Below are 25712 nucleotides of genomic sequence, written 5' to 3'. Positions count from 1 at the left end.
ATGGCCATTGCGACTTGGGCCGACGTGCGCCACCAATCTGTGAAAGCGCATAGAGCCGGCCGTTATGACGAGGCACTTGAAGGGTATTCACGTGTCTTGCAGCAGCACCCTTCGGATGCTGGAATTTGGACCAACCTCGGGGCGCTCTATCGCTCGATTGGCCGCCATGAAATGGGCCGAACCGCACAAATTCGGGCATACGCCCTCGCGCCAAACGACGCAGGGGTCCTCAACAACTATTCCAACATCTTGTCCGATCTTGGGGACTACGAGCATTCGATTGAACTTCGCAATAAGTCCTTACAGATTGATCCGAGCCACCTAATGCACCACGCAATGATTGGCCGGTGCTTGCGTGGTTTGGGGCGGTATCAGGACGCGATCGATTATCTCGTCCCGATGATTGAAGCTTATCCAAACGAGACAGAAATTAAGCTCCAACTCGCGTTTGCTCAGCTGGGCGCTGGGCAGTACGGCGCCGCATTCCGTTCTTATGACTCACGTTGGAATAGTGACGAATTAGACCGCCCTGAACTCCCGTTTACGAAGTGGGAAGATGGCCTTTCAGTCAACGGTAAAACACTTTTAATCCTGCCGGAACAGGGGTTCGGCGACATGGTCCTAATGGCGCGATTTATTCCCCTTATCGTCGCCATGGGTGCAAGGGTCCGCCTCGTTGCTAAGAAGCCGTTGTTGCGCATGTTTGAAGGAATGGAGGGCGTTGACTGGGTCGGTCCGGCTGCATCCAAGGACGATCCGGTTGATATGTGGCTTAGCCTGATGGACATGCCAAAACTTGTTTACGGTCCAAACGAAAGCGGCGCCGTTCCTACGCCCGTCAAATTGAATATCCCTGTAGAATCAATTGATCGCGCTAAAGGACTAACCGCAAAGCATCGTGACATGTTTAAGGTTGGTGTCGTTTGGTCAGGGTCCGCGACCTATAAAGGCAACACGTTCCGCTCGTTTACACATCGCGAATTTCTGCCAATGGCAAATATCCCAAACATCCAACTGTTCTCCCTCTATAAGGGGCCGTTCTTAGAGGCCTTTCATCAGGACGGAAGTTCGGCGCTAATCATCGACACCGCAAGCACGGACCGCGATTTCGCGGATTGCGCTGCAACGATGCAAGAAATGGATCTGATCATCACATCAGACACTGCCACTGCACACATCGCTGGATCACTTGGGATTCCCGTTTGGGTCATGCTTCATTGGGACGCCTTCTGGGTCTACCGGCACAAAGGCAAAACGACACCGTGGTATCCGTCGATGCGGCTATTCCGGCAGGCAAAACCACAAGACTGGGCATCAGCATTTGATGCAGTAAACAAAGCGCTGGCTAAAGAGGTTTCGAAACATGGCTGATCATATTCTTGTTCCGACAGCCCCTGGCGAGTTGATCGACAAATTGACGATCCTTCGTTTGAAAGAAGAACGCATTTCAGATCCAGCAAAGGCCCACAATGTTCGCGTTGAAAAGGCGGCCCTCATGGACACAGCTAATGCTCATGTTCCGCCCAGCGCCGCGCTCACGGCTCTCTGGGATGAACTATATGCGATCAATGCCGATCTTTGGGTCATCGAAGATGACATTCGCGATTGCGAAAAGGCCAAGGACTTTGGCGATGAATTCATTCGCCTTGCTCGCGCCGTTTATATCACCAACGACAAGCGCGCCGACATAAAAAAGAAAATCAACCTGTTGCTAGGTTCGGCCTTGGTCGAAGAGAAATCCTACAGCGATCATGGAGTCGAAACATGACCGAGAACGTAACCGAAGCACGCCGCCTTTTGCGCAAAGAAGCCAGAAAGCTTCAGAGCGCTCTCGAAAACAACCGAACGCGCGAACGTGGTCCTTTGGTCCGCCGGTTTCACGAGGTTCGGCAGATGTTATCGCCCCGGTATGCGTACACGTCGCAAGCCGGACAGGATTACGTAATTGACCAAATCATGAAAAACAAACGCGAGGGTACGTTCATCGACGTTGGTGGTTACGACGGTGTAACAGGCTCAAATACGTTTTTTCTTGAAACAAACCGTGGCTGGACGGGCGCACTTGTTGAACCCGTAAAGGCACAGCTCGTTAAGGCGGCTGCGTATAGAACGTGCCCCTGCATTGAAGCCGCGATTGCACCGACCGAAGGTGAGGCGGAGTTCATCGAAATCAGCGAAGGCTTCACCCAGATGAGTGGATTGGCGGCTACCTACGACAAAAAGCTGTTGCAAACAGTGCGCAATGACAAACGCCACCAAGAGAACGTAACGAAGGTCAAAACCAGAACCCTATCGAGCATTCTGGAATTTGCCAAAATACCCGATCCAGACTTTCTTTCTCTAGATATAGAAGGCGGCGAAATTGCTTGCCTAAAGAGCTTCCCCTTCAAAGATCATAATGTCAAAGCATGGGCGATTGAGAACAATACTGGCACGTCTGAAATTAAAAAGCTCATGGACGAAAACGAGTATGATTTAGTCGAATTTTGCGGACCAGATGAGATTTATTTTAAACGTTCGTCATAAGGCCAACACATTTCGATCACGCTGAGCGCTAGGCGTCGTTGATAGGCTCCTGTTCAACACAGAACTGGAGTGGGCCATGTCAGATCTATCAAATAGACCGATCATCATCAAACGTAAGAAAGTTGTCGCCGGTGGTGGGCACCACGGTGGCGCTTGGAAAGTTGCCTACGCGGATTTCGTGACCGCGATGATGGCGTTCTTTTTACTTATGTGGTTGTTGAACGCGACAACCGAACAACAGCGCAAAGGCATTGCCGATTACTTTTCACCAACGATTCCGGTGAACCGGATTTCCGGCGGCGGCGAGGGGATGTTTGGTGGCACCAACATCTTCACCGACGATACGTTGGTACAAGACGGTACAGGGCAATCCGGTGGCGTTCCTACGATTGGTGAAGACGCTGGTGCGCTAGAACGGGCGGCCGAAATTGCGGCGCTGCAGGAAGTTGAATCAATGCTTCTTGGTATCGGCGGTGAAAGCCTAATTCAACAAGAGGCCTTGCGCCACGTTATTACGCGTCTGACTGACGAAGGCCTGATCATTGAGATTTTCGCCCGTGAGAATGCACCATTGTTTGTTGACGAAGGCACTGAACCGACCCTTGTCTTGATAGAGCTGACAACGATGTTTGCGCGGGTGTTCGACTTGGTCACAAATCCTGTCGCCGTCGATGGCCATACCCGCACGCTGCCGCTCGTTGTTGCAGAACGTCCGGTCTGGGACATTTCCTCTGGCCGTGCTGAGACCGTGCGTCGTTTATTGGAGGCGGGCGATCTTGATCCGCAGCGAATTGCTCGCATGACCGGGCACGCTGATCGGGACCTTGCACGTGAAAGCTCTGTGTCAGTCCGAAACAACCGGATCGAGATCACATTGCTGCGGGTTGTGGAGTAACGAAGAAGAAAATTTCCGCTGCATTTTATCTATTAGCCGAACGTTAAGTGGCTTGGGGGTAGGTCTGACACAAGTACGTCCAACCTTGCGACAGAAAGGCCAAGCACATGACGATTTCATCTTCCCTAAATGCCAGCGTAGCGGGGCTCGCATCCAATGCGAGCCGCCTTGCTACAATTTCAGACAATATCGCGAACTCCTCAACCTACGGCTACAAGCGTGCAGTCGCCGACTTTCACTCAATGGTGATTGATAGTGGTAAAGGCACTTATGCAGCAGGCGGTGTTCGCGTCACGACACAGCGTCTGATTGATGAACGTGGACCGCTCGTATCTACGTCAAACCCTACAGATCTTGCCGTGCGCGGCCGCGGTATGTTGCCCGTTACAGAAGGGTCGGCCCTTGGCGTTGGTGCAGCAACAGACTTCCCCATGCTCCTTTCAACAACAGGATCGTTTCGCGCGGATGCGGACGGTTATCTCACCACGGAGTCGGGTTTGGTTTTACTGGGATGGCCGGCCAATCCAGACGGATCTATCCCAACCCTCCCGCGTGACAGTTCCGGAGGACTGGAACCGGTTCGCGTCGACACAAACCAATTCGTCAGCGACCCTACTACTGCGATTCAGCTGTCGGTTAACCTTCCTGCTACTGAAACGTCGGCCGGCGCAACTGGTGATACTGAATCGCTATCTATTGAGTACTTCGACAACCTTGGCATCGCTGAAAACCTTTCGGTTAGTTTTGTCCCTACTGTCCCAGTTACGGGATCGTCGAATACTTGGACAATGTTGATTGAAGACAGCGCGAGTGGAGGCGCAGTGGTTGGAAATTATACGCTCCAGTTTGATGATACGCCCGGGCTAGGTGGTCGTCTTCTGTCGGTCACAGACACAGTCGGTGACCCTTACGATGCCGCTGACGGGTCCGTCACCGTCGCGGTTGACGGAGGCGATGTTTCCATCGGCATTGGCGTGTTAGGTGAAGCAGGCGGGTTGTCGCAACTTTCAGATGCGTTCGCCCCCGTTTCGGTGACGAAAGATGGCTCACCTGTTGGCAACATGACTTCTGTTGAAGTCGATGCAAATGGTTTCGTTCATGCATTCTTTGACACAGGTGTTTCTCGAACGATTTACCAAGTCCCAATCGTTGATGTCCCAAATGAAAACGGGCTGGTCACACAAGACCACCAAAGCTACACCGTGACGCCAGAGAGTGGGCCGTTCTACCTTTGGGATGCTGGTGATGGCCCGACAGGGGACATCGTAAGTTTTGCGCGCGAAGAATCCGCCACTGATGTGGCTGGCGAACTTACACAGTTGATCCAAACTCAACGCGCCTATTCTTCCAACGCTAAGGTCATTCAGACCGTGGATGAAATGCTGCAAGAAACCACCAACATCAAAAGATAATTAACTGAGGTAAATGGCCATGAGTATTTCCAGCTCACTTTCTAACGCACTATCAGGAATGACTGCCGCGTCACGCATGGCCGAGGTTGTGTCCTCAAACGTGTCCAACTCTCTGACGGACGGATACGGACGCCGGTCTCTAAACCTATCATCGGCAGTTGTTGGTGGGCGCGGTGCAGGCGTCGAAATCGGGTCAGTGACGCGTCACGTTGATCGTGGAATTCTTGGCGACCGACGTTTGGCTGGTGCGAGTTTGGGGGAATACAGCTCCTTGGTTTCGACTATGACTCGCGTCCAAGATGTGGTCGGAGAGGCCGGTAGCACCGGATCAATTTCAGACCGAATTGTCGCTGTAGAGACTGCGCTAATCGGCGCCGCGTCTGACCCGTCTTCAAGCATCAATCTATCGGTTTTGGCCGAAAAGCTTAGCGATGTCGCCGCCACTTTGAACACTGCATCACAAGGAATCCAAACCGAAAGAGAACGCGCGGATGCTTCTATTTCTGATCAAGTCACGAGGTTGAACACGGCGCTTGGACAGGTCGAACAACTCAATAAAGACATCACGAATGCAAAGAATTCGGGTTACGATGCGTCGGGTTTGATGGACCAAAGACAGCTGGCCATTGATGAGATCTCCAAAATTGTCCCTGTGCGAGAGATGAACCGAAGTGGCGGTCAAATAGCACTAATGTCTCCAAGCGGCGAAACCTTGATTGATGGTGAAGCTAAGGTTTTCGGGTTTGTTCAAAATCCTGTTATCACACCTGATATGACCCTTCAAAGTGGTGGCCTGAATGGCATTACACTGGACGGGCAGCAGATCGGGAGCGACGGCGTCGGTAAGCTCGCTGGAGGAACGCTTGGGGCTGCGTTTCAAGCACGAGATTCGGAACTTGTCTCAGCACAAGCAGGTTTGGACACAATTGCAGCTGACCTAATTGGTCGACTTCAAGATCCAAACGTCGACCCCACATTAGCTGTTGGCCAAGCGGGCATCTTAACCGATGCCGGTGCCGTCTTTGATGTTGCAAACACCCTTGGTTTATCGTCACGAATTTCGCTCAATGCGCTTGTGGACCCTTCCAATGGCGGCGATATAACGAAGCTACGTGACGGACTTAACGCGGCCACACCTGGGGCGAGCGGAAACTCCAGTTTGCTTCAGGCGCTTTCGACCGCCATAGCAGAGCCTCGAACAACGGCAACCGATCCTGTGCAACAAAGTGTTGCTAGCCGCGCCTCTAGCTTCGAAGGTGAAATGGGGAGCAGGCGTGTTGAATTTGAATCTGAAGTCAGTTTCGCAAACGCCCGATGGTCGAGCTTGAAAGAAGCGGAATCCGCGGATGGCGTGGACACTGATTACGAAATGCAAATGCTACTACGTGTTGAACAGGCCTACGCGGCAAACGCGCGTGTCATTCAAACTGTTCAAACCCTCATGCAAAGACTGATGGAGATCTGAACCATGGCAATTTCGATGATCGGCGACTTACGCCAACACTTCGTGACAACGCGTCACAACACCTCATTGAAAAATGATCTTAATACGCTTGTGCAAGAACTCACGTCAGGCGAAAAAAGCGACCTTACATCACATCTGAATGGTGATCAGACTATTCTTGCGGGCCTAGACCGCCAACTGCAAATGCTTCAACAATTTTCTCAGTCAAACGTCGAGACGGGCCAGTTTCTTTCACTTATGCAAACGACGATAGCAGGTGTTGATAGCCATCGTGAAACAGCGAACGCCGCGTTGCTTTCGATTAACACCTCAAGCACCCCGTCACAAATTGAGAACGCCGCCGAAGTTGCACGAGGAAGTTTTGATGCAGTTGTCAAAACGCTGAATGTACGCTCTGCAGGCAATACAATGTTTGGCGGAAACAATTTCGGCTCAAACGCGCTCGCTGATCCGGAAGTAATTATGGCTGACCTAGAGAGTGCGGTGGTCGGTTTAACGACTGCCGGCGATATCAACTCGGCAATAGACGCCTGGTTTGACGCGCCAGCAGGGGGGTTTGAAACAGATGGCTACCTTGGTGACGCGAGTGGTTACATCTCTCGACTTTCAGCGGCGGAACAAACAGTCGAAATTGGAGTTCGTGCCGATGACCAAGCGATCCGAGACACGCTTAAGGCACTCGCCAAAGGCGCACTTGCTGGCGAGCCGTCGCTCGGGATTGGAACTGAAACCCAACAAGAACTACAGGAAAGAGCAGGTATCGACCTACTTTCGAGCGCCTCGGGACTGACTGGCCTACAAGCCCGTATCGGATATGCCGAGCAGCGGATCGAACAAGCATCAGTCCGGACAACAGCGCAAATATCGTCCCTTAGCATTGCTCGAAACGATCTCGTAGCAGCTGATCCATTTGAGACAGCAACTCGACTGCAATCCGTCCAACTTCAACTCAAAACCCATTACACATTAACGGCACGCCTTTCGAACTTATCCCTGACGGAGTATTTGCGTTGATCAGACTTTTAGCCGCACTTGCTCTCGTACTTTTCCATTCGACTGCATGTGCTTCTCCAATTCGCATTAAGGATTTGGTCGAATTCGACGGTGTTAGGTCAAATGACTTGGTCGGTTACGGTCTTGTAGTTGGGCTAAATGGCACCGGCGACGGTTTGCGTAACTCACCGTTTACCGAAGAAATCATGAGCAACATATTAGAACGATTGGGCGTGAACGTAACAGGTGAACAGTTCCGACCGAATAATGTCGCTGCTGTTTTGGTGACGGCAAGCCTGCCTCCGTTTGCTCGCACCGGAAGCCCGATCGACGTTACGATTTCTGCAATTGGTGACGCAGACAGTTTGCTCGGCGGAACACTCATAATGACCCCGCTGAATGCTGCTGATGGTGAGATCTATGCTGTAGCCCAAGGAACAATAATCGCCGGCGGGGTATCAGCTGAAGGTGACGGTGGAGGCGTGGTGCAGGGCGTCCCAACCGCTGGTGTCATTCCCTCAGGTGCCACGGTTGAGCGGGAAGTCGCATTTGAACTCGCGGATCTCGAAGTCATCCGTTTGGCATTGCGGTCGCCAGATTTTACAACTGCCGCCCGAATTGAAACTGCAATCAATCAAGTCTATGGTCGAAGTGTTGCGGTCATGTTGGATTCTGGAACAGTACGAATCGATATCGGAGCGACAAGAGCAGCGTCCCCAGCACACGCACTCGTCCAAGTTGAGAACATTTTGGTTGAGCCCGAGCGGCGCGCGCGCGTTGTTATTGACCAGCGTTCGGGAACGATTGTGATGGGTGACGATGTACGGATATCGAGGGTCGCAGTTAGCCAGGGAAATCTCACAATACGCATCGAAGAAGCGCCCTTGGTCGTTCAACCCAACCCATTCTCAGATGGGCAGACAGTGGTAGTCCCAAACACCAACGCACAAATAAACGAAGAGCCAGGCATCGGCTTAGCTGAAATTCAAGAAGGAACGTCTCTATCCGAAGTCGTCGCGGGCCTGAATGCACTAGGCGTATCGCCACGTGATATGATCGATATCCTCAAAAGCATTAAGGCGGCCGGTGCGCTTCACGCAGAGTTCGTTGTCCGATAGTTAAAGTTAAAAAAATGGTATTTTCAGAGATTTGAAGACAGACGGAACGCTTGATTTGTATTCTTCCAGTCTTCAATGCGAAGAAAAACAAGTATGGCATACGGAAAGCGATATAATCTTGTTTCCATGATCAAGTTGAACTTCGAAGCGCAAAGCGGTCAAGAGTAAGTTAGGATGTTAGCTCCACAGATCGGTTACGCACAGGGTTTGCCAAACGGTGATTTTGAATCGAATGTAAAAAATTGCTATGCGGATCAAAGATCATGGATGCGCAGCCCAACTTCAGACTGAATGAGGCGAGTGCTTATCAAGGACTTCAGTTTTCGGAAGTGTCACACGAGAACGTCGTCATGGTTTATTAAGTACGGATTCATCCAACTTGACTGGTTGGGTATTTCGATCAGCAGCACACTTGAGCCGGAAAAATTAAACGCTCAAGTCGTAATCAAAAATAACTACGAACGAGGCTTGCTGCGATTAAGCTCCAACCATCTGCGACGACAAAGAAGGCGAGTTTGAATGGCAGCGATACGATGGCAGGCGGTACCATCATCATGCCCATCGACATCAGGACGGCAGCGACGACAAGATCGATAATCAGAAAGGGAAGAAAGACGATAAACCCGACCTGAAAAGCACGTTCAATTTCACTCAATAAAAACGACGGGATGAGCACCGACAAAGGGGATGTTTCTATCGGCTGACTGGAGACGGAGTTTGGTCTTAGGCTTGCGAGTTCTTCAAAGGTATCCGGTGCGATACGATTTGCCATGAATGACCGAAATGGCTCCATGGTTCGAACAAACGCATCTTCGAGGGGCATGCCATCATTCAGAAGCGGATCAATTCCCGACGTCCAAGCTGCGATGAATACTGGCTCCATTACGAAATACGTCAGAAACAACGCAAGACTAATGATCAGCATGTTTGGAGGAGATTGCTGAAGTCCTATTCCCTGCCGCAGAATTGAGAGGACAGTTACCATGAAAGGAAAGCAGGTAATCATAATCGCGATTCCGGGAACGATGCTTAGGATTGTCATCAAGACAAACAGCTGAATCGACCGCGTCGCGAGCGACCCGTCGTTGTCCAGTGTGATCGAAACCTCTTGTGCGAAGGCCGGACTTACTACGAGTAATGTGCCGACCAATGCGATCGCGAGAATAGCACGCTTAGGTCTCATACTGACCTGGAGCAATAACTTCCGTGAGGCGAACTGCGAGCTGCCCAGAATCGCTTCCTTCAAGTTGTTCAAGTTGACCGCGCGCGATCAAGCGGCCACCGACCAGCAAGTCAACAGGGTCATCGATGCGCTTATCAAGCGAAAGAACAGCGTTCTCGCCTAAATCTAGAAGATCCCGAACAAGTGGGCGCGCACGGCCGACTGAGATCGTTACTTCGATGGGGACATTTTGCAGCGGATTGGACGGGGTCGCGAGCGCCTCATGTTCCATTGGCGGTACTCCTTTCGGGGCTTTCAAGCCCGTTTAATGCGGTTTGAAGGTCGAGAACTAACGACGGGATATCCAAGAAAACTTCTACGCCGTTTTGTTGAATCACGGCCTGCCCTTCGATGAGGTTTGGGTCGGAAACGAACACGCAATGCGCTTGTTTTTCCAGACTGTCCAATGCGCCCAGCACCTCGGGTGCCACCCCGATATGAATTGGCAAACTCGCGGAAGCCTCCAGTTCAAGGTTAATCAATTCGGACAGATGGGCACCAAATCCGACCCTAGCGATATCAGGTAGAACCTTGTCTGCGATCTGGCGAACGAGCGGTTGCAACTGCCCGAGAAGATGATGGCGCGCTTCCTCATACCCAAACGCCATATCGTTCAGCGTGGACGAAATCTCACTAATGGATTGCGCGACCTTGGTGGCGTTTAATGTTTCGGCGTGGAGGAGCCCATCAGCTTTGCCTCGCCGATAGTCTGGGCTTTCGATTTGTAGACTTGCGCCATCGCCCTCAAATTTCTCTAGTTGAATGCGAGAGGTATTCATTCCGAAAGCTCCGAACTAGGTTCATCAATCCAGCTCTGCAAAACTTGAACAGCCTCGTCGCGGCGTTCCTCAATTAATCCACGGAGTAGGTCGACCGGGTCGTCCGTCTGTGTCTGGCTGTCCGCGATGCTTGGTGATGCTGCGGGCGACTGTACCGGCGATGCGGTTCCATCGATTACGGTTGGATCCGACCCCAATGCTGGACTGGGAACACCAGCACCGCTGTTGTCAAGTAAAGTAGGTACCGTGCGGTTAGACGTCAGAATCGGTCGCACAACAAATAGTCCTAGGATTAAGGCGACGAGTGCCAGAACCCCTGTTTGGACCAATTGCATGATATTGAGTGGTGGAGACGGGACCTCGCCCAAACCAGCCTCTGTGCCTATAGCTGGCAAGGACTCAAAGGCCATTGAACGAATAGTAATTTCGTCGCCTCGGCCTTCATCTAGACCAACAGCGGATGCCACTAAAAGACGTAGGTCTTCCAGTTCTTCCGCTGGCCGGGCAGTTGTAACGGTTTCCCCGGTCTCATCGACTGAGGTCACACTGTTAACCAACACGGCGACGCTAATACGCTTTACCGCTCCTGGACCGCGAAGAACTTCGCGCTGTGTTTCGGAAACTTCATAATTAGTCACCGACCTGCTCTCGGTGTTCTCATTGGATGCTGCGCCAGTGTTCCCGGCCGCGTCACCATCCGGTAAATTAGACGCGATTGTCACGTCACCAGACAGGCTATCTTGCGATGAGGCGCTGCTTTCTTGAACCTCGGTGCTGATCGCAACGCGGGTTTCAGGATCAAAACTGCGCTCAATGATCGATTCGGTTTCGTTTACTGTGTCGACACTGACTTCGACCACCGCATTCCCGGGGCCGACGCGCGCTGCCAGCAAACGTTCAACCCGACTTCTCAGTTCGGCAGCTCTTTCGTGTGTGTCGACTGAAACCGAGCTACTGTCTGCGCTGGAAACTAATCCGCTCACACCATCGATCACGGCAACATCAGTTGGTGCGAGACCCGGAACGGCGGACGCCACAAGGAACCGCAATGCATCTGCCTGACCAGTGTCTAAGGTCCCGTTTACTGTGGTTACGGTCACCGCAGCGGTGGGTGCTTGTTCTCGTCGAAACGGCTGTGCCGATGTCGCTGAAATGTGGACGCGCGCTGCTCGAATATGAGGACTCGCAAGGATTGTCCTTGCCAACTCACCTTCTTTTGCTCGCCAGTACGCAGCATCAAACATCTGCGACGTCGTGCCAAAACCCGAGAGTTTATCCAGCAGTTCATACCCTTGAGAACTGTTCGCGGGAAGTCCTTCGCCAGCCAGAGTCATTCTAAGACGATCCCGATCCGCCGCTGGGACAAAGATCGAACCACCCTGAACGTCGTATTCAACACCGCGTTGATCCAACGCGGCAATGACGTCACCAGCCGTACCATTGTCCAGACCCGCATATAGCAGCGCAAGATTAGACGACGTGGTGGCACGCGCCATGAATAGAACCGCAGCGAAAACCGCAAGCGATGCCCCGATCACTGTGATTCGACGACGAGCGTCCAAGTTCGCCCAGATTGTGTTTGCGCTTCCCAAGCGGGTTTCTCCCTACCAATGGCTTTCTGCCGATGCCCATCAATAGACTGCACAGGATTAACAATCGGTTAGTGCCTTTCACGGTAATGAGGAGGAGACACATAAGGACAGTTCACATGGCTGAAATCGAAGAAACTACTGACGATACAGGTGAAGAATCGCCGAAGAAGGCGTCTAAGATGCCCCTCATTCTCGGCCTTGTTCTGGCGATTCTCGGTGGCGGTGGTGGATTTTTTGCCGTGCAGTCCGGGATGATTGGAGGATCGAGCGAGGAAGCCCACGAAGAGGAAGTTCCTGTCGCAGAAGACCTTCCAGCGTTGGCGTTTGTTCCTATGGAGACGCTCGTCATCAATTTGCCGGATCACGCGCAAGCCAAACATTTGCTGTTCACTGCCCAGCTCGAAGTTGAACCGGCTTTTTCTCAGGAAGTGACAGACCTGATGCCGCGTATTGTTGATGTCCTAAATGGCTATCTACGTGCTGTGCGCGTCGCAGAACTCGAGGATCCCACCGCATTGATTCGGCTCCGCGCCCAAATGCTAAGGCGTGTTCAGGTCGTTGTCGGTGAAGGGCGCGTGAAAGACATCCTCATCATGGAATTTGTACTGAACTAGAAAGGGTCAGTTATGGCGTTTATCGCAGACATTCTTCTCGCAGCGGGCGCATTGGCCGTTGGGTTTTATTGCTTTGTACTTTCGCGTCGACTGCGTCGATTCACCGACCTTGAAAACGGTGTTGGTGGAGCGATTGCGGTTTTGTCGGTTCAAGTCGATGAGCTTTCAAAAGCACTCGCCAAGGCTGAGGCAGCGTCAGCAACCTCCGCCACATCTCTCGCAACACAATCACAGTCCGCACAAGATGCCGCCAAACGGTTAGAGCTGTTGATTGCGTCCTTGCACGACTTGCCTGAGCCTGCGCAATCCGAACGGCCGACCGACCCATTCTTTGTCCGCCAGCCACTCGTTTCAAGGGACGCGTGACACCGATGTCTGTGTCTAAAAAGCCAAAGAACGTTCTCGTTTTCGCTGCGGCTCTTTTGTTCGCTTCGGGTGGTGTCCGGCTCGGAACGGGTATGGGGCCAGCAATCGCCTTCGCGGAAGAGCAAATGGAAACGACTGAATCTCATCAGCCTGACAGCATTCCAGAGGCACCCGAGGTTGAGCCTTTGTTAGCGGCTTTGCAGGCGCGCGAAAGTCGAGTTTCAGAAAGGGAAGTGGCCTTAGAGGATAGGTTGTATGCGTTAAGCGCTGCGGAAGAGGAAGTCACCAAACGATTGGCTGAATTAGAGGCGGCTGAGCAATCTCTTATTGCAGCCCTTACGCTTTCAGAAACTGCGAACGATAGCGATATCACGCGTTTGACGGCTGTGTACGAGAATATGAAGCCCGCTGACGCTGCAAGCCTTTTTCAGGAAATGGACCCCGACTTTGCGTCAGGCTTCCTCGTTCGAATGCGCCCTGAGGCTGCGGCGGCGATTTTAGCCGGATTAGAACCTCAAACGGCCTATTCCATCAGCGTTATTATCGCGGGTCGCAATGCAAATGCGCCGACTGATTAGTCTTGAAGACTAATCTTTAACCAGTTCCGTGCGAATACCAATGGGACAACAATTGGGGCAAGAATCATGATCGGTCTGATCGGCATAGTTATCATCTTTGTAATGGTCTTCGGGGGCTATACGCTCGCCGGCGGCAAAATGGGAATGATCCTAAAAGCATTGCCGTTTGAAATGATCATGATTGGCGGGGCCGCAGTCGGTGCATTTGTAATTTCGAACGACATGTCTGGGATTAAGCACACGCTAAAAGATATGGGGAAAGTCTTCAAAGGAACGAAGTGGAAACCCGACGACTACCGAGATCTTCTTTGCCTTCTGTTTGAATTGATCAGACTCGCGCGCGCCAATCCCGTGGGACTTGAGGCACACATCGAAGAACCACAAGAAAGCAGCATCTTCGGAAAGTATCCCAAGGTTTTAGCTGACAAAGAAGCCGTCGCCCTGATCTGTGACACACTGCGGTCAGCTTCGATGAACTACGACGATCCACACCAGGTTGAAGAAGTGCTCGAAAAGCGAATCGAGGCGAACATGCACCACAGCATGCATGGCACCCACGCTCTTCAAACCATCGCAGACGGCCTACCCGCGCTTGGTATCGTTGCCGCGGTTCTTGGCGTCATCAAAACGATGGGGTCAATTGATCAACCGCCTGAGGTTCTCGGAAAGATGATCGGCGGTGCGCTCGTTGGGACGTTCTTGGGCGTGTTCCTCGCATATGGTCTCGTTGGGCCATTCGCAGGGCGGGTAAAAACTGTGGTCGAAGAAGACGCGCATTTCTATCAACTTATCCGCGAGGTCCTTGTCGCCAACTTGCACCAGCACGCCCCGAACATTTGCATCGAAGTCGGTCGCCAAAACACACCTGGCCAATGCCGCCCAAGCTTCTCTGATCTCGAAGAGGCATTGAAAGCAGCCAAGCAGGATGCAGCATGATCCGAATTGCTGTTATACTGTCCGTTCTTCCATTCTTTGCGTTCGCTGACCCAGTCACAATTCGAAGCGGCGAACACGATACGTTCTCAAGGTTGGTGATCTCTATCGGCCCAAATACGGGGTGGTCCGTTGAGCCAAACGAGGGCGGTTTCGTTTTGGAACTAGAAGGGCGATCAGACGGCTTTGACACGTCGCAAGTTTTTGAACGCATACAACGGGCCCGCCTCAATGACCTTCGGCAATCAGCACCGAACGCGCTGAATTTACTTGTTGGCGTCGATAGCGAAGTAGAGGCGTTTTTGTGGAAACCGGGCTATTTGGTCGTCGACATCAAGGAAGGGCCCGAACCCAATCCCATACGATCAAGTGTTGGATTTGGACCTTTGAACATTGTTGCGAACCCGCCTCCTGAAAGCTTGGAAGATTATCCGCAAATATTTCCGAATTTTTTGACTTTTTCGCCTCTCCCGACTGAAACAAATGACGAAGCGCCTAGCAAAAATGAACAGGCCCCCACGGACCTGTCTGCAACCGAAGAAGCGCTCGCAATAGGAATCGCGCGCGCAGCGTCACAAGGGTTTCTGGAGCCCGCTACAGTCGTAAATGAAGAGCCCGAAATTTCGAATGAAGTGCCTGAACTGGAGCAGATTCACACACAAGAAGAAACCGATACGATTGTAGCACCGGGTCGTCCTGGGGTCGGAATTTCGACGGCAATGGACAGAGATCTAGCGCAGTTAGGGATTGAGTTGGGAAGGTCGCTTGACCAACAATGCCTCCCCGCGGATTTGTTTCAAATTGACGCTTGGGGTGATTTCCGAGGGTTTCATGAGCAAGCCTCTTCGCTTACTGAAGCCTTGGCCGGCGAGTTCGGTGTTGAACCACGTGAGGCTCAAGAAAGCCTCGCACGGCTCTACTTACATTTTGGATTTGGGGCGGAGGCGAAGTTGGTTCTCGCCGCCGATCCTGCGTCCAGTCAGTCACGCATTATTCTTACGGAATTGGCGGGAATCATCGACGACTACGATGGCGAATATCCCGCAATACGGGCGCAGGAAGGCTGCAATTCTCCGGGCGCATTGTGGGCCTTTCTACTTCACCCAACAAAGCTGGAAGCGAATGATAGAAACAAACTCATCCATGACTTTTTGGCACTTCCGCAACCTCTCAGGAGCCAGATATCCCCTCGTTTAGCGCGCAGGTTTCTGGACGTTGGCGATTTAGATGCAGCGAACCAACTGTTGAATGCGGCTGACAGTCAGGACGCCAATACAACACACGAGGTACAATCCGCACGGGCGTTGATTTCTGAAAGCGCAAATGACCCAGAGGCTGCGGTGACCGTCTTGTCAAACGAGGCAGATGACAATGCTCGAACAACGCCGCAATCATTGATTCGGTTAATCGAGTTGGAGCTTGAACAAGGATTGATTCCGTCTGAAGCGAATCTGCTTTTGGCAGGGGCTTTGCGACAAGAACATCGGGATACACCGATCGAAAATGACCTTGCGAATGCAGAAGCATTAGGTCGAATTGCCTCCGGCCAGTATCAAGTCGCACTAGACTTGGTACAGAGCCGCGACGATGCTGAAGCATATAATATCGTTGATCAAACGTTTGCACATATTGTCGCTCATGCTGAGACTGGAACGTTTCTGGAGTTTACATTTAGTGAAACGCCAGAGGAACTATCATCAGAAACTGAGAATGCGGTTTCTCGTCGTTTGATTGATCTTGGTTTCTTTGAGCGCGCGTCGACATTCCTTATTGGTAATGCAAACGGCGAAGAAGCCTCTGAACGCAGATACCTGTTAGCAGAAACTGCGCTTGGCACCGGCGAATTTGACGTAGCGATAGACGCGCTACTTGGGATGACAGATGAGCGCGCACGCACGCTGCGCGCGCGGGCATTTGAAGGACTGGGTCAACATCGTGCCGCATTGGCGGCCCTGTCCGTTGATCAGCCCGCATCCTCCCCAGCGTTGCAATTTCGCGCGGGTGCATGGGAACGGCTAACAGTCGAGGAGGATGAGATTCTATCGACGTTCGCCAATTCCGTGCTGCAGCCTCCAAACGAAACGCCGGTTGCAACCCTCGCGGAGAGACGAGAGATTCTGACGCAATCGCGAAACAGCCGCCAATCCGTTGAAGATCTATTGCAGCGGTTCAGTTTGGAGAGTCCCGAAAATTAACTGGCCATCCTTACCAATTTGAAAGGATCACGCCTTACCCATGCATCACCAGCTAGAAAAAGTGCAGGGTTATTTATGATGCCAGAAGGCTCGCTACATTCGCATTCGTTGAAATCAGAAATCGCAAATCGGGTAGTCTATGCCTGATCTGACGCTTCGAACAATATTCCAACCGACAATTCTGCTCGCGTTGGCCCTCATGGCTATCATTGTGATGATGATTCTGCCGATGCCATCATGGGTGCTTGATATAGGGCTCGCCGCTTCTTTTGCCCTCGCAATCCTTATCTTTACGGTCACTTTGTTTATTGAACGCCCGTTAGATTTCTCTGCCTTCCCGACGATCTTACTCGCGTCGCTTATGCTACGACTTTCATTGAATGTTTCCTCAACCAAACTCATTATCGGAGAAGGCCATACCGGAACCGGCGCAGCTGGGAATGTTATTGAAGGGTTCGCCGACTTCGTTATGGGAGGTAGCGTTTTCCTAGGCCTCGTCGTCTTTGGTGTTCTGCTGATTGTTAACTTTGTTGTTATCAACAAGGGCGCAACTCGAATGGCGGAAGTAGGCGCTCGATTTGCCCTTGATGGTATGCCGGGGAAACAACTCGCGATTGACAGTGATATGAGTGCTGGCGCGATTGACCACACAGAGGCAAAGCGCAGACGTGAAACCGAACAGGCCGAAACGACGTTCTTTGGGTCCTTGGATGGCGCCTCAAAGTTTGTGAAAGGGGATGCTGTTGCGGGCCTATTGATAACGGCTTTGAACCTCGTGATGGGGTTGATCATGGGCGCGTTCGTTCACGGGATGCCAATTGGCGTCGCGTTCGAAACCTATGCGATTCTTACGGTTGGTGACGGTCTAGTAAACCAAATCCCTTCCGTAATCATCTCAATAGCGGCGGCGTTGCTACTCGCCCGTGGCGGCGCAACCGGTGCAACTGATTTAACAATTGTTGCTCAACTCGGCGGCCACCCGGCGGCACTCGCGACTGTTGGTGTGCTAATGTTTATGTTCGCGCTGGTTCCGGGCTTACCCTTTTTGCCATTCGTCGCGGGCGCTGCAACGCTTGGTATCGCGGCTTGGTACGGGATGAAGGCCGCCGAACGTAGAGACAAAGAAGCTGAGATCGCCAAGGCGAAGCCAGACGCGCCAGTTGTTCGTGAAAGTCTTGGCGACCTTCTCGATCTAGACGACATCCATGTCGAATTTGCGCCGGATCTTGTAGATATGGTGCTGGACCCCGGCGTCGGATTGGATGTTCGGATCGGCAATATGCGCAATCATGTCGCCACCGAATTTGGGGTGTTGCTCCCCGAAATTCGCCTCACGGATAATGTTTCGCTCGCAAGCGGCAACTACAGAATTCTCGTTCAGGGGGTCGAACAAGTACGCGACACACTGCAGCCGGGTCGCGTGCTGACTCTGTTGTCGGGCCCGGAAACTCCTGCGCCGAACGGTCAAGACGTAAAGGAGCCTGTTTATGGTGCGCCCGCGCGATGGATCAGCCCTGACGATCAAGACGCCGCCTCGCTTAATGGCTTGACCACGGTCCACCCGACAGAAGTGCTTGCAACGCATCTCCTTGAGGTCATCAAAAAGAACTTCTCACGTCTCATGACCCTAAAAGCACTTCGTCGGTTGATGGATGAAATGTGCAATCTCGGTGACACCGCAAGGTCAGATGCGAATCGTAAAATGTTAGATGAACTTGTCCCCGAAAAAGTGCCTGTCGATATGCTGCTTTCCGTACTTCGACTGCTTTTGGAAGAACGTGTTTCTATTCGAAATCTGTCCCTCATCATCGAGGCCACAGCGGAAGGTCGGCAACTTTATCCTAGTGTAGAAGGTGTGGCGGAACATGTACGTCAACGACTGGGCTTTCAATTGGTTGCCGAAATGCGCCGCCCTGATGGAACCATCCCACTCGTTCAGCTTGCACCTGAATGGGAGGACACGTTTGCGACCTACCAAATCACTTCCGAACGTGGGCTTGGCGATGTCGCCCTGCCACCAGACGAATTTAACCGCCTCGCTTCGGCGATCTCCGAAAAAGTCACAACTGCGGGCGAAGCTGGCTCGTACCCGGCGATCGTGACGTCGATGAAACGCCGCCGCTTTCTGCGTACGGTCCTGACGGCAAAAGGTATCCCTAATCCAGTGCTAAGTTTTGAGGAAATCGGCGTAGACGCTAAACCATCGCTCGTCGGATTGGTTCCCGCATGATCGAAGTGTTGGCGGAAATTTCATCGATCAGCCAAGACGTTCTTTGGGCGGGGTTTCTCGTCTTCATGCGGGTCGGCGCAATGATGGCCTTGCTACCAGCCTTCGGTGAACAATCCGTCCCGACCCGAGTGAAATTAGGGCTCGCATTGGCGTTCACGGCAATCGTTGCACCAGCGATCCCGGGCCTGGAAACCGTGCTTACGGCATCGCAAACCATTGGGCTCATCTTGGCCGAAACACTTACCGGATTGTTCTTAGGACTCATGTTGCGCTTATTCATCTTTGCACTTCAGATCGCGGGTTCTATCGCTGCTCAATCGACATCGTTGTCCCAGCTATTCGGTGGCGCTGGCGGTGACCCGCTACCAGCGATGGGGCACGTTTTGGTAATTGGTGGCCTCGCGCTCGCAAGCATTATGGGCCTGCATGTTCAGATCGCGGAATTTATGATCAACAGTTACAACCTAGTTCCGATGGGCAACGTCATCCCGTCAGATGTACTGACGCGCGCTGGCGTCACAGAAATTTCACGCGCCTTTACACTGGGTTTCACACTTGCTGCACCGTTTGTCATCTCGTCGCTGATTTACAACGTAACTCTGGGCGTCATTAACAAAGCGATGCCGCAACTCATGGTCGCATTTGTGGGTGCGCCTGCGATAACCGCTGGCGGGCTAGTACTACTAATGCTTGCCGCGCCGCTTATGTTGTCAATCTGGGTGGACGCCATGGGCACGTTTATACTCGATCCATTTCGGGGCACGCGATGAGCGACGATAGCGGCGACGATGATAAGCAATATGAAGCGTCCCAACACAAACTGGACGAGGCGCGCAAGAAAGGGGATTTTGCTCGCTCGGCCGATCTGAACACGGCCGCCGCATACGCGGGCATTCTTATTGCCGGTCTTTCTGTTGGCGCATTCTCCCTTGTGAAACTAGGGGAAATCCTTTCGGGTTTATTAGGGCATTCAGACACAATTTCCACAGCGGTGTTTGCGGCGAATGGTTCCCCAATGATGGGTGGTTTGATGTTCGGTGTTGGAACGGCGGTTAGCCCTTGGTTCAGCATTCCCGCAGTTTTGGTTATTCTCGCAATTATTGCGCAGCGCGGCTTCGTTATTGCGCCCTCGAAACTGGCTTTTAAGGCTTCGCGCATATCGCCAATTTCACAAGCGAAAAACAAATTTGGCCGCAGCGGATTATTTGAATTTGGCAAAAGCTTTTCGAAGCTGATCTTGTATTCGACGGTGCTGTTCATTTTTTTGCTCGGCCGTCTGCCGGACATAATGGGCGCAATTGCTTTGTCATCACGCCAGGTAATAGCAACCCTACTGGACCTATGTGCGTCGTTAATGTCGATTGTTTTGATCATCGCACTCACCCTTGGGATTATTGATTTCACATGGCAGCGGGCTGAACATCTTCGGAAGAACCGGATGTCCCGAAAAGAACTGACAGACGAGGCAAAAAATTCGGATGGTGACCCGGCGATGAAGCAACAGCGCCGGCAGAAAGGCATCGCGATTGCGATGAACCAAATGATGAGCGACGTACCCGAAGCGGACGTTATAATCGTTAACCCCACGCATTACGCTGTTGCATTAAAGTGGAACCGAACAGGGGGTGGTGCGCCAGAATGTGTGGCTAAGGGTGTCGACGTTGTCGCAGCGCAAATCCGTGAGATTGCAAATGAAAACGGCGTTCCAATCCATTCTGACCCGCCAACAGCACGTGCACTTTATGCGACTGTTGTGATTGGTGAGCAAATACCTAACGAGCAGTTTAAGCCGGTTGCAGCGGCGATCCGGTTTGCAGATCGCATCAGAAAGGCGGCCCGCTGATGGTTAGCGCATTGAACGCCACAAAACGGTTGTTGCCGCTGTTAGAGATGGCCTTCCAAACCGAACAAGTGAAGATGTCGAAGATCGTACAGCGCATCAATCAACTGAACGAAAAGTTGCAAGAGATCGATCGCCCTGTCCGCGCCGAACCACTTAGCGCCGCGACCAGAGCGGGGGCGGACTTGCGTTGGGACACATGGGCTCAAGATCGCAAGACAGTCATTAATCAGGAATTGGCACTGGCAATGCGTGATCGTGAGCAAATTCGAGGTGATATGATCGCGGCACTTTCAAAACTTGAAGCCGCCAAGAAGATGCACGCGAATGCGGTCGCGCAAGCGCGCCAAACCAAAGCACGGCGTGCTAGTTGGTGACGTCTTGACGAACGATATCCACGATTAGGACGTCTGTAATGTGCCCGCGCATCACCTGATCGGCGGCATCTTGCAAAGCTTCACGCAGAATCCGCATGTTTGATGAAGCCGTAAACGCGCCGTTGAAGCCGCCAATATTTGCGTGATCAAACATCACCTGTAAAAACGCGTCCCGCAATCTGGGCTCATGAGAGAACACAGCTTCTTGGCCCCCCGCCTCGACCTCAATACTCAACGACATGACCATCAGCGAAGCTACGCGATCGTTCACCACGACAGGAACGACAAACTGGTTGTTCATGCGCGCATATTCCCGTGAATCCAGTGAGACCGGTTCAGCAACCGGTTCGCTTTGCTCGGGTAAGGGGTCCATGACCTCACCGTCCACACAAATGGCGACGGCCACCTCTTCTTCTGGCGCAGGCATCAAAGCTAAACCAGCCCCAACGCCCCCGCCAACACCAACAAGCATTAGAATTATTGGGAGGATCAGTTTCTTCATAGTGCGCTCCTAAAAGGGCAAGATAATGTCAGCGACTTGCTGACCAATTCGGGGTTGTTGAACGTCTGAAATCTGGCCGCGACCGCCATATGAAATCCGTGCAGAGGCGAGTTTGTCATACGTGATCTCGTTCTGCCGACTGATGTCCGCCGGGCGAACAAAGCCGGATACCAATAGCTCGCGCATTTCATAGTTAACGCGGACTTCTTGGGTACCTTGGATAGAAAGCACTCCGTTGGGCATCACATCAACGACCGTTGCAGCGATCCGTAGCTCAAGCTTCTCATTGCGCCGAACGGAACCAGCGCCACCAAACGAAGAGCTCGAGTTTAGATTTACCGCAGAGCTCAAACTCGCACCGTCAGGCATCGTTTCATCGATGCGCTGAGGCACACCAAACAGGTTTGGAATGGAAAGGCTTTCAGATCCGCTACGTGAGCGGTCAGTTGAATTTGAGATAGACGCGCTGTCATCAATTTTGATAACCACCGTGAGAATGTCACCGCGTTGCACAGCTCGGCGGTCACCAAGAAGCGATCCACGCTCGCCCGTCCAAAGCGACGGCGTTCCGTCTCGGGGCTCGGAAACCACAAGGTCGCTTGTGATTCCATAGGTCAGCATCGCTGTCGCCTCGGGCGATGCCTGGGGCGGTGTAAATTCAGGGGGGCTGCCTACCTCACGCATGCGTGCGCAGGCGGTTATCAACATCAGTGTCGCCAGCATAACTACTGTGGTGGTTCGCATGCAAAACTCCTAACGGTTAACTAATGCAGTGCCCGTCGCATCAATTTGCGCGCTCACTGTTGATCGGGAAGCCAAATTCATCACGCGAATCACGTCACCAGGACCAGCGCGATCAAGTGCGCGACCTTCGGTGGAAATCACGACACCGCCTCGCTGATACACGAGGGTAATGATTTGATTGCGTTCGATAACTGCGGGTGGTCCGATATCACCCGCGCGGATCGGACGCCCTGCATATAGCGCCACGCGTGTTTCTTTCCCGATAGCCAAATCAGGAGTGGTTAGCGCCCCAGCAATATCGACGTCTCGTATCAATACGTCATCGGCTCCAATCAAGCTGCGGGCTGGTATCGTACGCGCCGCGACAATGGTATCCGCAGAAACTGGCGCAGCCAGCGCAATAAAGAACGCGAATAAGCGGATCATCGGATTTGCACCATCGCACCCAGCATTTGATCTGCCGCGGAGATGACTTTTGAGTTCAGTTCGTAGCCTCGTTGGGCTTTGATAAGGTCCGTGATCTCGCGAACTGGGTCAACGGAGCTGTCTTCAAGATATCCTTGCCGCAATACTCCTAATCCGTCTTGCCCGGGAGTGGTCACTGCCGACGGCCCCGAAGCAGGTGTTTCTAGAAACAGGTTCGACCCGATAGCCTCCAATCCTTTCGGATTCGTGAAGCCGGACAACGTGAACTGCCCTAATAATTGCGGTTCAACCTGATCAACAAAGTAGGCGTAAACCTCTCCTACGGAGTTAATTGATATCGACCGAGCGTCGGATGGAATTGTGATGTTTGGGACGACTGGGTAGCCATCCGATGTAACAATCAACCCATCTCCAGTACGCTTTAAACCACCGTCTCGCGTGTATGCGGCACGGCCATCAGGAAGCGTAACTTCAAGGTATCCGTTGCCTTCAATACCGATATCAAGGTCACCACCCGTTGCCGCGAGAGACCCTTGCGAAAGCATGACGGTAACCGACGTGGGGCGAACCCCGAGGCCCAGCTGAACGCCAGTTGGCAGAACCGTGCCATCAGAGGCGTTTATCGTCCCTGGTCGTTGCATTTGTTGATAATGCAAGTCTGCGAACTCGGCGCGGCGCGTATTGTATCCAGTCGTGCTCATGTTCGCGAGGTTGTTTGAAATCACTTCAACGCGGGTTTGTTGGGCCGCCATACCAGCGGCAGCTATTCTAAGGGCTCGCATCTTTATGCCTCCTGAATGGGGTTACTTACCGAGCGCACGGATCGCGCTTCGAATACGTTCGTCTTCTTTGTCGAGAAAGCTTTGGCCAAGCTCATAGGCGCGTTGAACTTCAATCATGCGTGAGATTTCCAGAACTGGGTCGACGTTTGATTCCTCGACAAAACCCTGCAGCATCCGCCCTTCGAGAGCGGGTTCATGTCCATCATCAGCGCGAAACCTTACGCCATCCTCGCGCACCATTCCCGCCAGATTAATCGGGTTTACGAGTCCGATCTGGCCAACAGGTTGGCCGCCCGCACTTATTGTTCCGTCTGGCGCAATCCCGACGGGACCTGCACCCTGTGGGACAAACACAGGCGCGCCGCCCGCATCCAACACATTGTATCCCTCTGGTGTTACCAAATCGCCGTTCTCATTCGGCGTGAATGCACCTGCGCGGGTCAACCGCTCGCCCTGCGGGGTCGCGACCAAAAAGAACCCGTCACCTTCAATCGCAAGATCGAAAGAACCACCGGTTTGGGTTAGCGTGCCTTGGGACGAAAGCGTCTCGCGTGCGGATGCAGTCGCCATCGACAACGACGGATCATTCGGACCGAGCGCCTTGACGTGTTCCGCGAAAATGACGCCTTCTGAACGGAAACCGGTCGTGGACAGATTCGCGATATTATTCGCAACAATCCGCATTTCGTTCATCAAACCTGATTGCCGCGTAAGGGCCGTGTATGTTGCATTTTCCATTGATCAGCCCCCAGCGATAATTGGAACGAGTGTCGTCTTGAAATACGAAACCAACGTCTCGGTCATGAACCCCATCGTGACCCAGAACACGCTCACAATTGCGGCGAGTTTTGGAACGAAGGTTAACGTCATTTCCTGAATGGAAGTCAGCGCCTGAAAGAGGCCAATCACAAGACCAACCAATAGTGCGACTGACAAGATCGGAAGCGAGACAAGCGTCGCGATCCAAAGGCCCTGACGTAGCGTGTCATAGAAAAGCGCATCGTCCATTTAGACAGGCATCCGAAGAATTTCCTGATAGGCCTCTACGACTTTGTCACGCACCGTTACGGCCGTTTCAACGGCAAGTTCGGTCTGAGCGAGTGCTTGAACCAACGCATGTGGATCCGCCCCACCTGACATTGCCGACATCGCCGTTTGTTCGCTTTGTCTAAGCGTGTCAATGAAATCGGTGGCGGCTTTTCCGAACGCGTTTCCGGCATTCGACGTTGGGTCCGGCGCCGTTGCTGGTTTGTTGGCGGCATAGGCCTGCGCGACTGGGTTTGATCTGATTTCCATAATTCTACCTTTCTATCTGCGGAGCAAATCCATCAGGGATGTCGACATTTGCCTCACCTGATCGAACAATTTTAGGTTGGCCTCATAACTGCGCTGCGCTTCACGCGCGTCCGCAATTTCAATGAGGAGATTGACGTTTGAACCGTCATAGTTCCCGTCCGCATTTGCCAACGGGTGCGAGGGGTCATAGATTTGATCAAGCGCCGATCGGTCCAAGCGCATTCGCCCTGTTTGTACAGCACCAGTTTCTTGGCCGGACTCGACTTCAGCAGCAAAGCTGATCGTTTTCCGATGGTAACCGGGCGTATCAGCGTTCGCGATGTTTTCTGAGACATGGCGCAATCGCGCTGCTTGTGCCCGCATTCCGCTCGATGTGATCCGCATAGCATCCGAGAAATCAGCCATACTCAGCCCCTCCCAATCGAAATGCGCAAAACATCTAGTGAATGCTTGTAGATCGCCAACGCGCGGTTGTGTTCGCGTTGGATTTCGACCGAGTTAACCATCTCTTGTTCAAGCGAAACGGAGTTCCCATTCGGGGCCGCTTCTGCGTCTGAAAACTGAACCGTCGAAGACCCTGCGATAGCGCTCGAAGAAAGGTGCTGAGCCCGTGTCGTACGCAGACTTGAGTCCGTTCCAGTTGAATAACTCTCAGCGAATGGCGCGAGCGTACGCGCGCGATATCCAGGTGTGTCGGCGTTTGCCATATTCGCCGCGGTAACGGCCTGCCGCGCGCCAGAATGGCGTGCCATGGCATATGATGCCTGGAAAATTTCCAAATTTTTAAACATCGGGGCTTCTCCCTCGAGTGACTTCAACTAAGCCTT

The 25712-nt window shown here is 52.6% G+C and carries 30 protein-coding genes; 17 read left to right on the top strand and 13 right to left on the bottom strand.

What is annotated here, in order from left to right:
• The 8 genes from OCA8868_RS11725 to OCA8868_RS11690 all read left to right on the top strand — a co-directional run bounded on the left by OCA8868_RS11725 (position 1) and on the right by OCA8868_RS11690 (position 8409).
• The gene (locus tag OCA8868_RS11725) at positions 1–1371 is read left to right on the top strand and encodes a tetratricopeptide repeat protein (RefSeq protein ID WP_093996742.1); all 1371 of its coding nucleotides are present in this window, start codon (positions 1–3) and stop codon (positions 1369–1371) included.
• Positions 1364–1768: a hypothetical protein gene (locus OCA8868_RS11720; RefSeq protein WP_093996741.1), complete on the top strand. Its 405-nt coding sequence runs from the start codon at positions 1364–1366 to the stop codon at positions 1766–1768. The genes OCA8868_RS11725 and OCA8868_RS11720 overlap by 8 nt, the downstream gene beginning before the upstream one ends.
• Positions 1765–2526, top strand: coding sequence for an FkbM family methyltransferase (locus OCA8868_RS11715; RefSeq protein WP_093996740.1), 762 nt, complete (start codon positions 1765–1767; stop codon positions 2524–2526). Before OCA8868_RS11720 ends, OCA8868_RS11715 begins: the two co-directional genes overlap by 4 nt.
• A gap of 76 nt (positions 2527–2602) precedes the next feature.
• On the top strand, positions 2603–3421 hold the full coding sequence (locus OCA8868_RS11710) for a flagellar motor protein MotB (protein ID WP_093996739.1): 819 nt from the start codon (positions 2603–2605) through the stop codon (positions 3419–3421).
• A gap of 107 nt (positions 3422–3528) precedes the next feature.
• Entirely contained in the window at positions 3529–4833 is a 1305-nt protein-coding gene (locus tag OCA8868_RS11705) for a flagellar hook protein FlgE (protein WP_093996738.1), read from the top strand.
• A gap of 19 nt (positions 4834–4852) precedes the next feature.
• Entirely contained in the window at positions 4853–6298 is a 1446-nt protein-coding gene (flgK, locus tag OCA8868_RS11700) for a flagellar hook-associated protein FlgK (protein ID WP_093996800.1), read from the top strand.
• A gap of 3 nt (positions 6299–6301) precedes the next feature.
• Positions 6302–7312 carry a flagellin gene (locus OCA8868_RS11695; RefSeq protein ID WP_093996737.1) on the top strand — a complete coding sequence of 337 codons (1011 nt, stop codon included), beginning with the start codon at positions 6302–6304 and terminating at the stop codon, positions 7310–7312.
• Positions 7312–8409, top strand: a complete 1098-nt coding sequence (locus tag OCA8868_RS11690) for a flagellar basal body P-ring protein FlgI (RefSeq protein WP_179214851.1) — start codon at positions 7312–7314, stop codon at positions 8407–8409. The genes OCA8868_RS11695 and OCA8868_RS11690 overlap by 1 nt, the downstream gene beginning before the upstream one ends.
• A gap of 445 nt (positions 8410–8854) precedes the next feature.
• Here OCA8868_RS11690 and fliP read toward each other — a convergent pair whose 3' ends face one another.
• The 4 genes from fliP to fliF are packed head-to-tail and all read right to left on the bottom strand — an operon-like array spanning position 8855 to position 12002.
• A complete protein-coding gene (fliP, locus tag OCA8868_RS11685) occupies positions 8855–9592 on the bottom strand; it encodes a flagellar type III secretion system pore protein FliP (protein ID WP_093996735.1) in 738 nt (245 codons plus the stop codon).
• A complete protein-coding gene (locus tag OCA8868_RS11680) occupies positions 9582–9863 on the bottom strand; it encodes a FliM/FliN family flagellar motor switch protein (protein WP_093996734.1) in 282 nt (93 codons plus the stop codon). Before OCA8868_RS11680 ends, fliP begins: the two co-directional genes overlap by 11 nt.
• The gene (locus OCA8868_RS11675; RefSeq protein ID WP_093996733.1) at positions 9853–10410 is read right to left on the bottom strand and encodes a FliH/SctL family protein; all 558 of its coding nucleotides are present in this window, start codon (positions 10408–10410) and stop codon (positions 9853–9855) included. Before OCA8868_RS11675 ends, OCA8868_RS11680 begins: the two co-directional genes overlap by 11 nt.
• Complete coding sequence (fliF, locus tag OCA8868_RS11670) at positions 10407–12002, bottom strand: flagellar basal-body MS-ring/collar protein FliF (RefSeq protein ID WP_093996732.1); 1596 nt, start codon at positions 12000–12002, stop codon at positions 10407–10409. The genes OCA8868_RS11675 and fliF overlap by 4 nt, the downstream gene beginning before the upstream one ends.
• Before the next feature lie 116 nt (positions 12003–12118).
• On the opposite strand from fliF, the gene OCA8868_RS11665 reads away from it, so the two are divergent.
• The 9 genes from OCA8868_RS11665 (at position 12119) to OCA8868_RS11625 (ending at position 21135) form a co-directional block, all read left to right on the top strand.
• The gene (locus OCA8868_RS11665) at positions 12119–12616 is read left to right on the top strand and encodes a flagellar basal body-associated FliL family protein (RefSeq protein WP_093996731.1); all 498 of its coding nucleotides are present in this window, start codon (positions 12119–12121) and stop codon (positions 12614–12616) included.
• 12 nt (positions 12617–12628) lie between these two features.
• Positions 12629–12982 (top strand): hypothetical protein, encoded by a 354-nt coding sequence (locus OCA8868_RS11660; RefSeq protein ID WP_093996730.1) that lies wholly within the window; start codon positions 12629–12631, stop codon positions 12980–12982.
• Positions 12983–12987: 5 nt separating this feature from the next.
• Positions 12988–13560, top strand: coding sequence for a MotE family protein (locus OCA8868_RS11655; RefSeq protein ID WP_093996729.1), 573 nt, complete (start codon positions 12988–12990; stop codon positions 13558–13560).
• A 66-nt stretch (positions 13561–13626) separates the two neighbouring features.
• Positions 13627–14496, top strand: a complete 870-nt coding sequence (gene motA, locus OCA8868_RS11650; RefSeq protein ID WP_093996728.1) for a flagellar motor stator protein MotA — start codon at positions 13627–13629, stop codon at positions 14494–14496.
• Positions 14493–16688, top strand: coding sequence for a hypothetical protein (locus OCA8868_RS11645; RefSeq protein WP_093996727.1), 2196 nt, complete (start codon positions 14493–14495; stop codon positions 16686–16688). Before motA ends, OCA8868_RS11645 begins: the two co-directional genes overlap by 4 nt.
• Before the next feature lie 139 nt (positions 16689–16827).
• Positions 16828–18918: a flagellar biosynthesis protein FlhA gene (flhA, locus tag OCA8868_RS11640; protein WP_093996726.1), complete on the top strand. Its 2091-nt coding sequence runs from the start codon at positions 16828–16830 to the stop codon at positions 18916–18918.
• Positions 18915–19688, top strand: coding sequence for a flagellar biosynthetic protein FliR (locus OCA8868_RS11635; protein ID WP_093996725.1), 774 nt, complete (start codon positions 18915–18917; stop codon positions 19686–19688). Before flhA ends, OCA8868_RS11635 begins: the two co-directional genes overlap by 4 nt.
• Positions 19685–20761, top strand: a complete 1077-nt coding sequence (locus OCA8868_RS11630) for an EscU/YscU/HrcU family type III secretion system export apparatus switch protein (protein WP_093996724.1) — start codon at positions 19685–19687, stop codon at positions 20759–20761. The genes OCA8868_RS11635 and OCA8868_RS11630 overlap by 4 nt, the downstream gene beginning before the upstream one ends.
• Positions 20761–21135, top strand: coding sequence for a hypothetical protein (locus OCA8868_RS11625; RefSeq protein ID WP_093996723.1), 375 nt, complete (start codon positions 20761–20763; stop codon positions 21133–21135). Before OCA8868_RS11630 ends, OCA8868_RS11625 begins: the two co-directional genes overlap by 1 nt.
• Here OCA8868_RS11625 and OCA8868_RS11620 read toward each other — a convergent pair.
• From OCA8868_RS11620 to OCA8868_RS11580, 9 genes are read right to left on the bottom strand one after another with little or no spacing between them, the layout of a single operon-like run.
• Positions 21125–21637 carry a flagellar basal body-associated FliL family protein gene (locus tag OCA8868_RS11620; protein ID WP_093996722.1) on the bottom strand — a complete coding sequence of 171 codons (513 nt, stop codon included), beginning with the start codon at positions 21635–21637 and terminating at the stop codon, positions 21125–21127. The genes OCA8868_RS11625 and OCA8868_RS11620 overlap by 11 nt on opposite strands.
• A gap of 9 nt (positions 21638–21646) precedes the next feature.
• Positions 21647–22381 (bottom strand): flagellar basal body L-ring protein FlgH, encoded by a 735-nt coding sequence (flgH, locus tag OCA8868_RS11615; protein WP_093996721.1) that lies wholly within the window; start codon positions 22379–22381, stop codon positions 21647–21649.
• A 9-nt stretch (positions 22382–22390) separates the two neighbouring features.
• On the bottom strand, positions 22391–22807 hold the full coding sequence (gene flgA / locus OCA8868_RS11610) for a flagellar basal body P-ring formation chaperone FlgA (RefSeq protein WP_093996720.1): 417 nt from the start codon (positions 22805–22807) through the stop codon (positions 22391–22393).
• Positions 22804–23589, bottom strand: coding sequence for a flagellar basal-body rod protein FlgG (gene flgG, locus OCA8868_RS11605; RefSeq protein ID WP_093996719.1), 786 nt, complete (start codon positions 23587–23589; stop codon positions 22804–22806). Before flgG ends, flgA begins: the two co-directional genes overlap by 4 nt.
• Positions 23590–23610: 21 nt before the next feature.
• Positions 23611–24327, bottom strand: coding sequence for a flagellar hook-basal body complex protein (locus OCA8868_RS11600; protein WP_093996718.1), 717 nt, complete (start codon positions 24325–24327; stop codon positions 23611–23613).
• Between the two features lie 3 nt (positions 24328–24330).
• Complete coding sequence (locus tag OCA8868_RS11595) at positions 24331–24597, bottom strand: flagellar biosynthetic protein FliQ (RefSeq protein WP_093996717.1); 267 nt, start codon at positions 24595–24597, stop codon at positions 24331–24333.
• Entirely contained in the window at positions 24598–24885 is a 288-nt protein-coding gene (gene fliE / locus OCA8868_RS11590; RefSeq protein WP_093996716.1) for a flagellar hook-basal body complex protein FliE, read from the bottom strand.
• Positions 24886–24897: 12 nt separating this feature from the next.
• Positions 24898–25290: a flagellar basal body rod protein FlgC gene (gene flgC, locus OCA8868_RS11585; protein ID WP_093996715.1), complete on the bottom strand. Its 393-nt coding sequence runs from the start codon at positions 25288–25290 to the stop codon at positions 24898–24900.
• Positions 25291–25292: 2 nt separating this feature from the next.
• Positions 25293–25676: a FlgB family protein gene (locus OCA8868_RS11580; protein WP_093996714.1), complete on the bottom strand. Its 384-nt coding sequence runs from the start codon at positions 25674–25676 to the stop codon at positions 25293–25295.
• Positions 25677–25712 lie beyond the last annotated feature (36 nt).

Origin of the sequence: Octadecabacter ascidiaceicola, from assembly GCF_900185015.1 — a bacterium.
Classification (GTDB): Bacteria; Pseudomonadota; Alphaproteobacteria; order Rhodobacterales; family Rhodobacteraceae; genus Octadecabacter; species Octadecabacter ascidiaceicola.
Note: the sequence above shows the minus strand (reverse complement) of the source record. Positions and strands in the feature narration are given on the sequence as shown.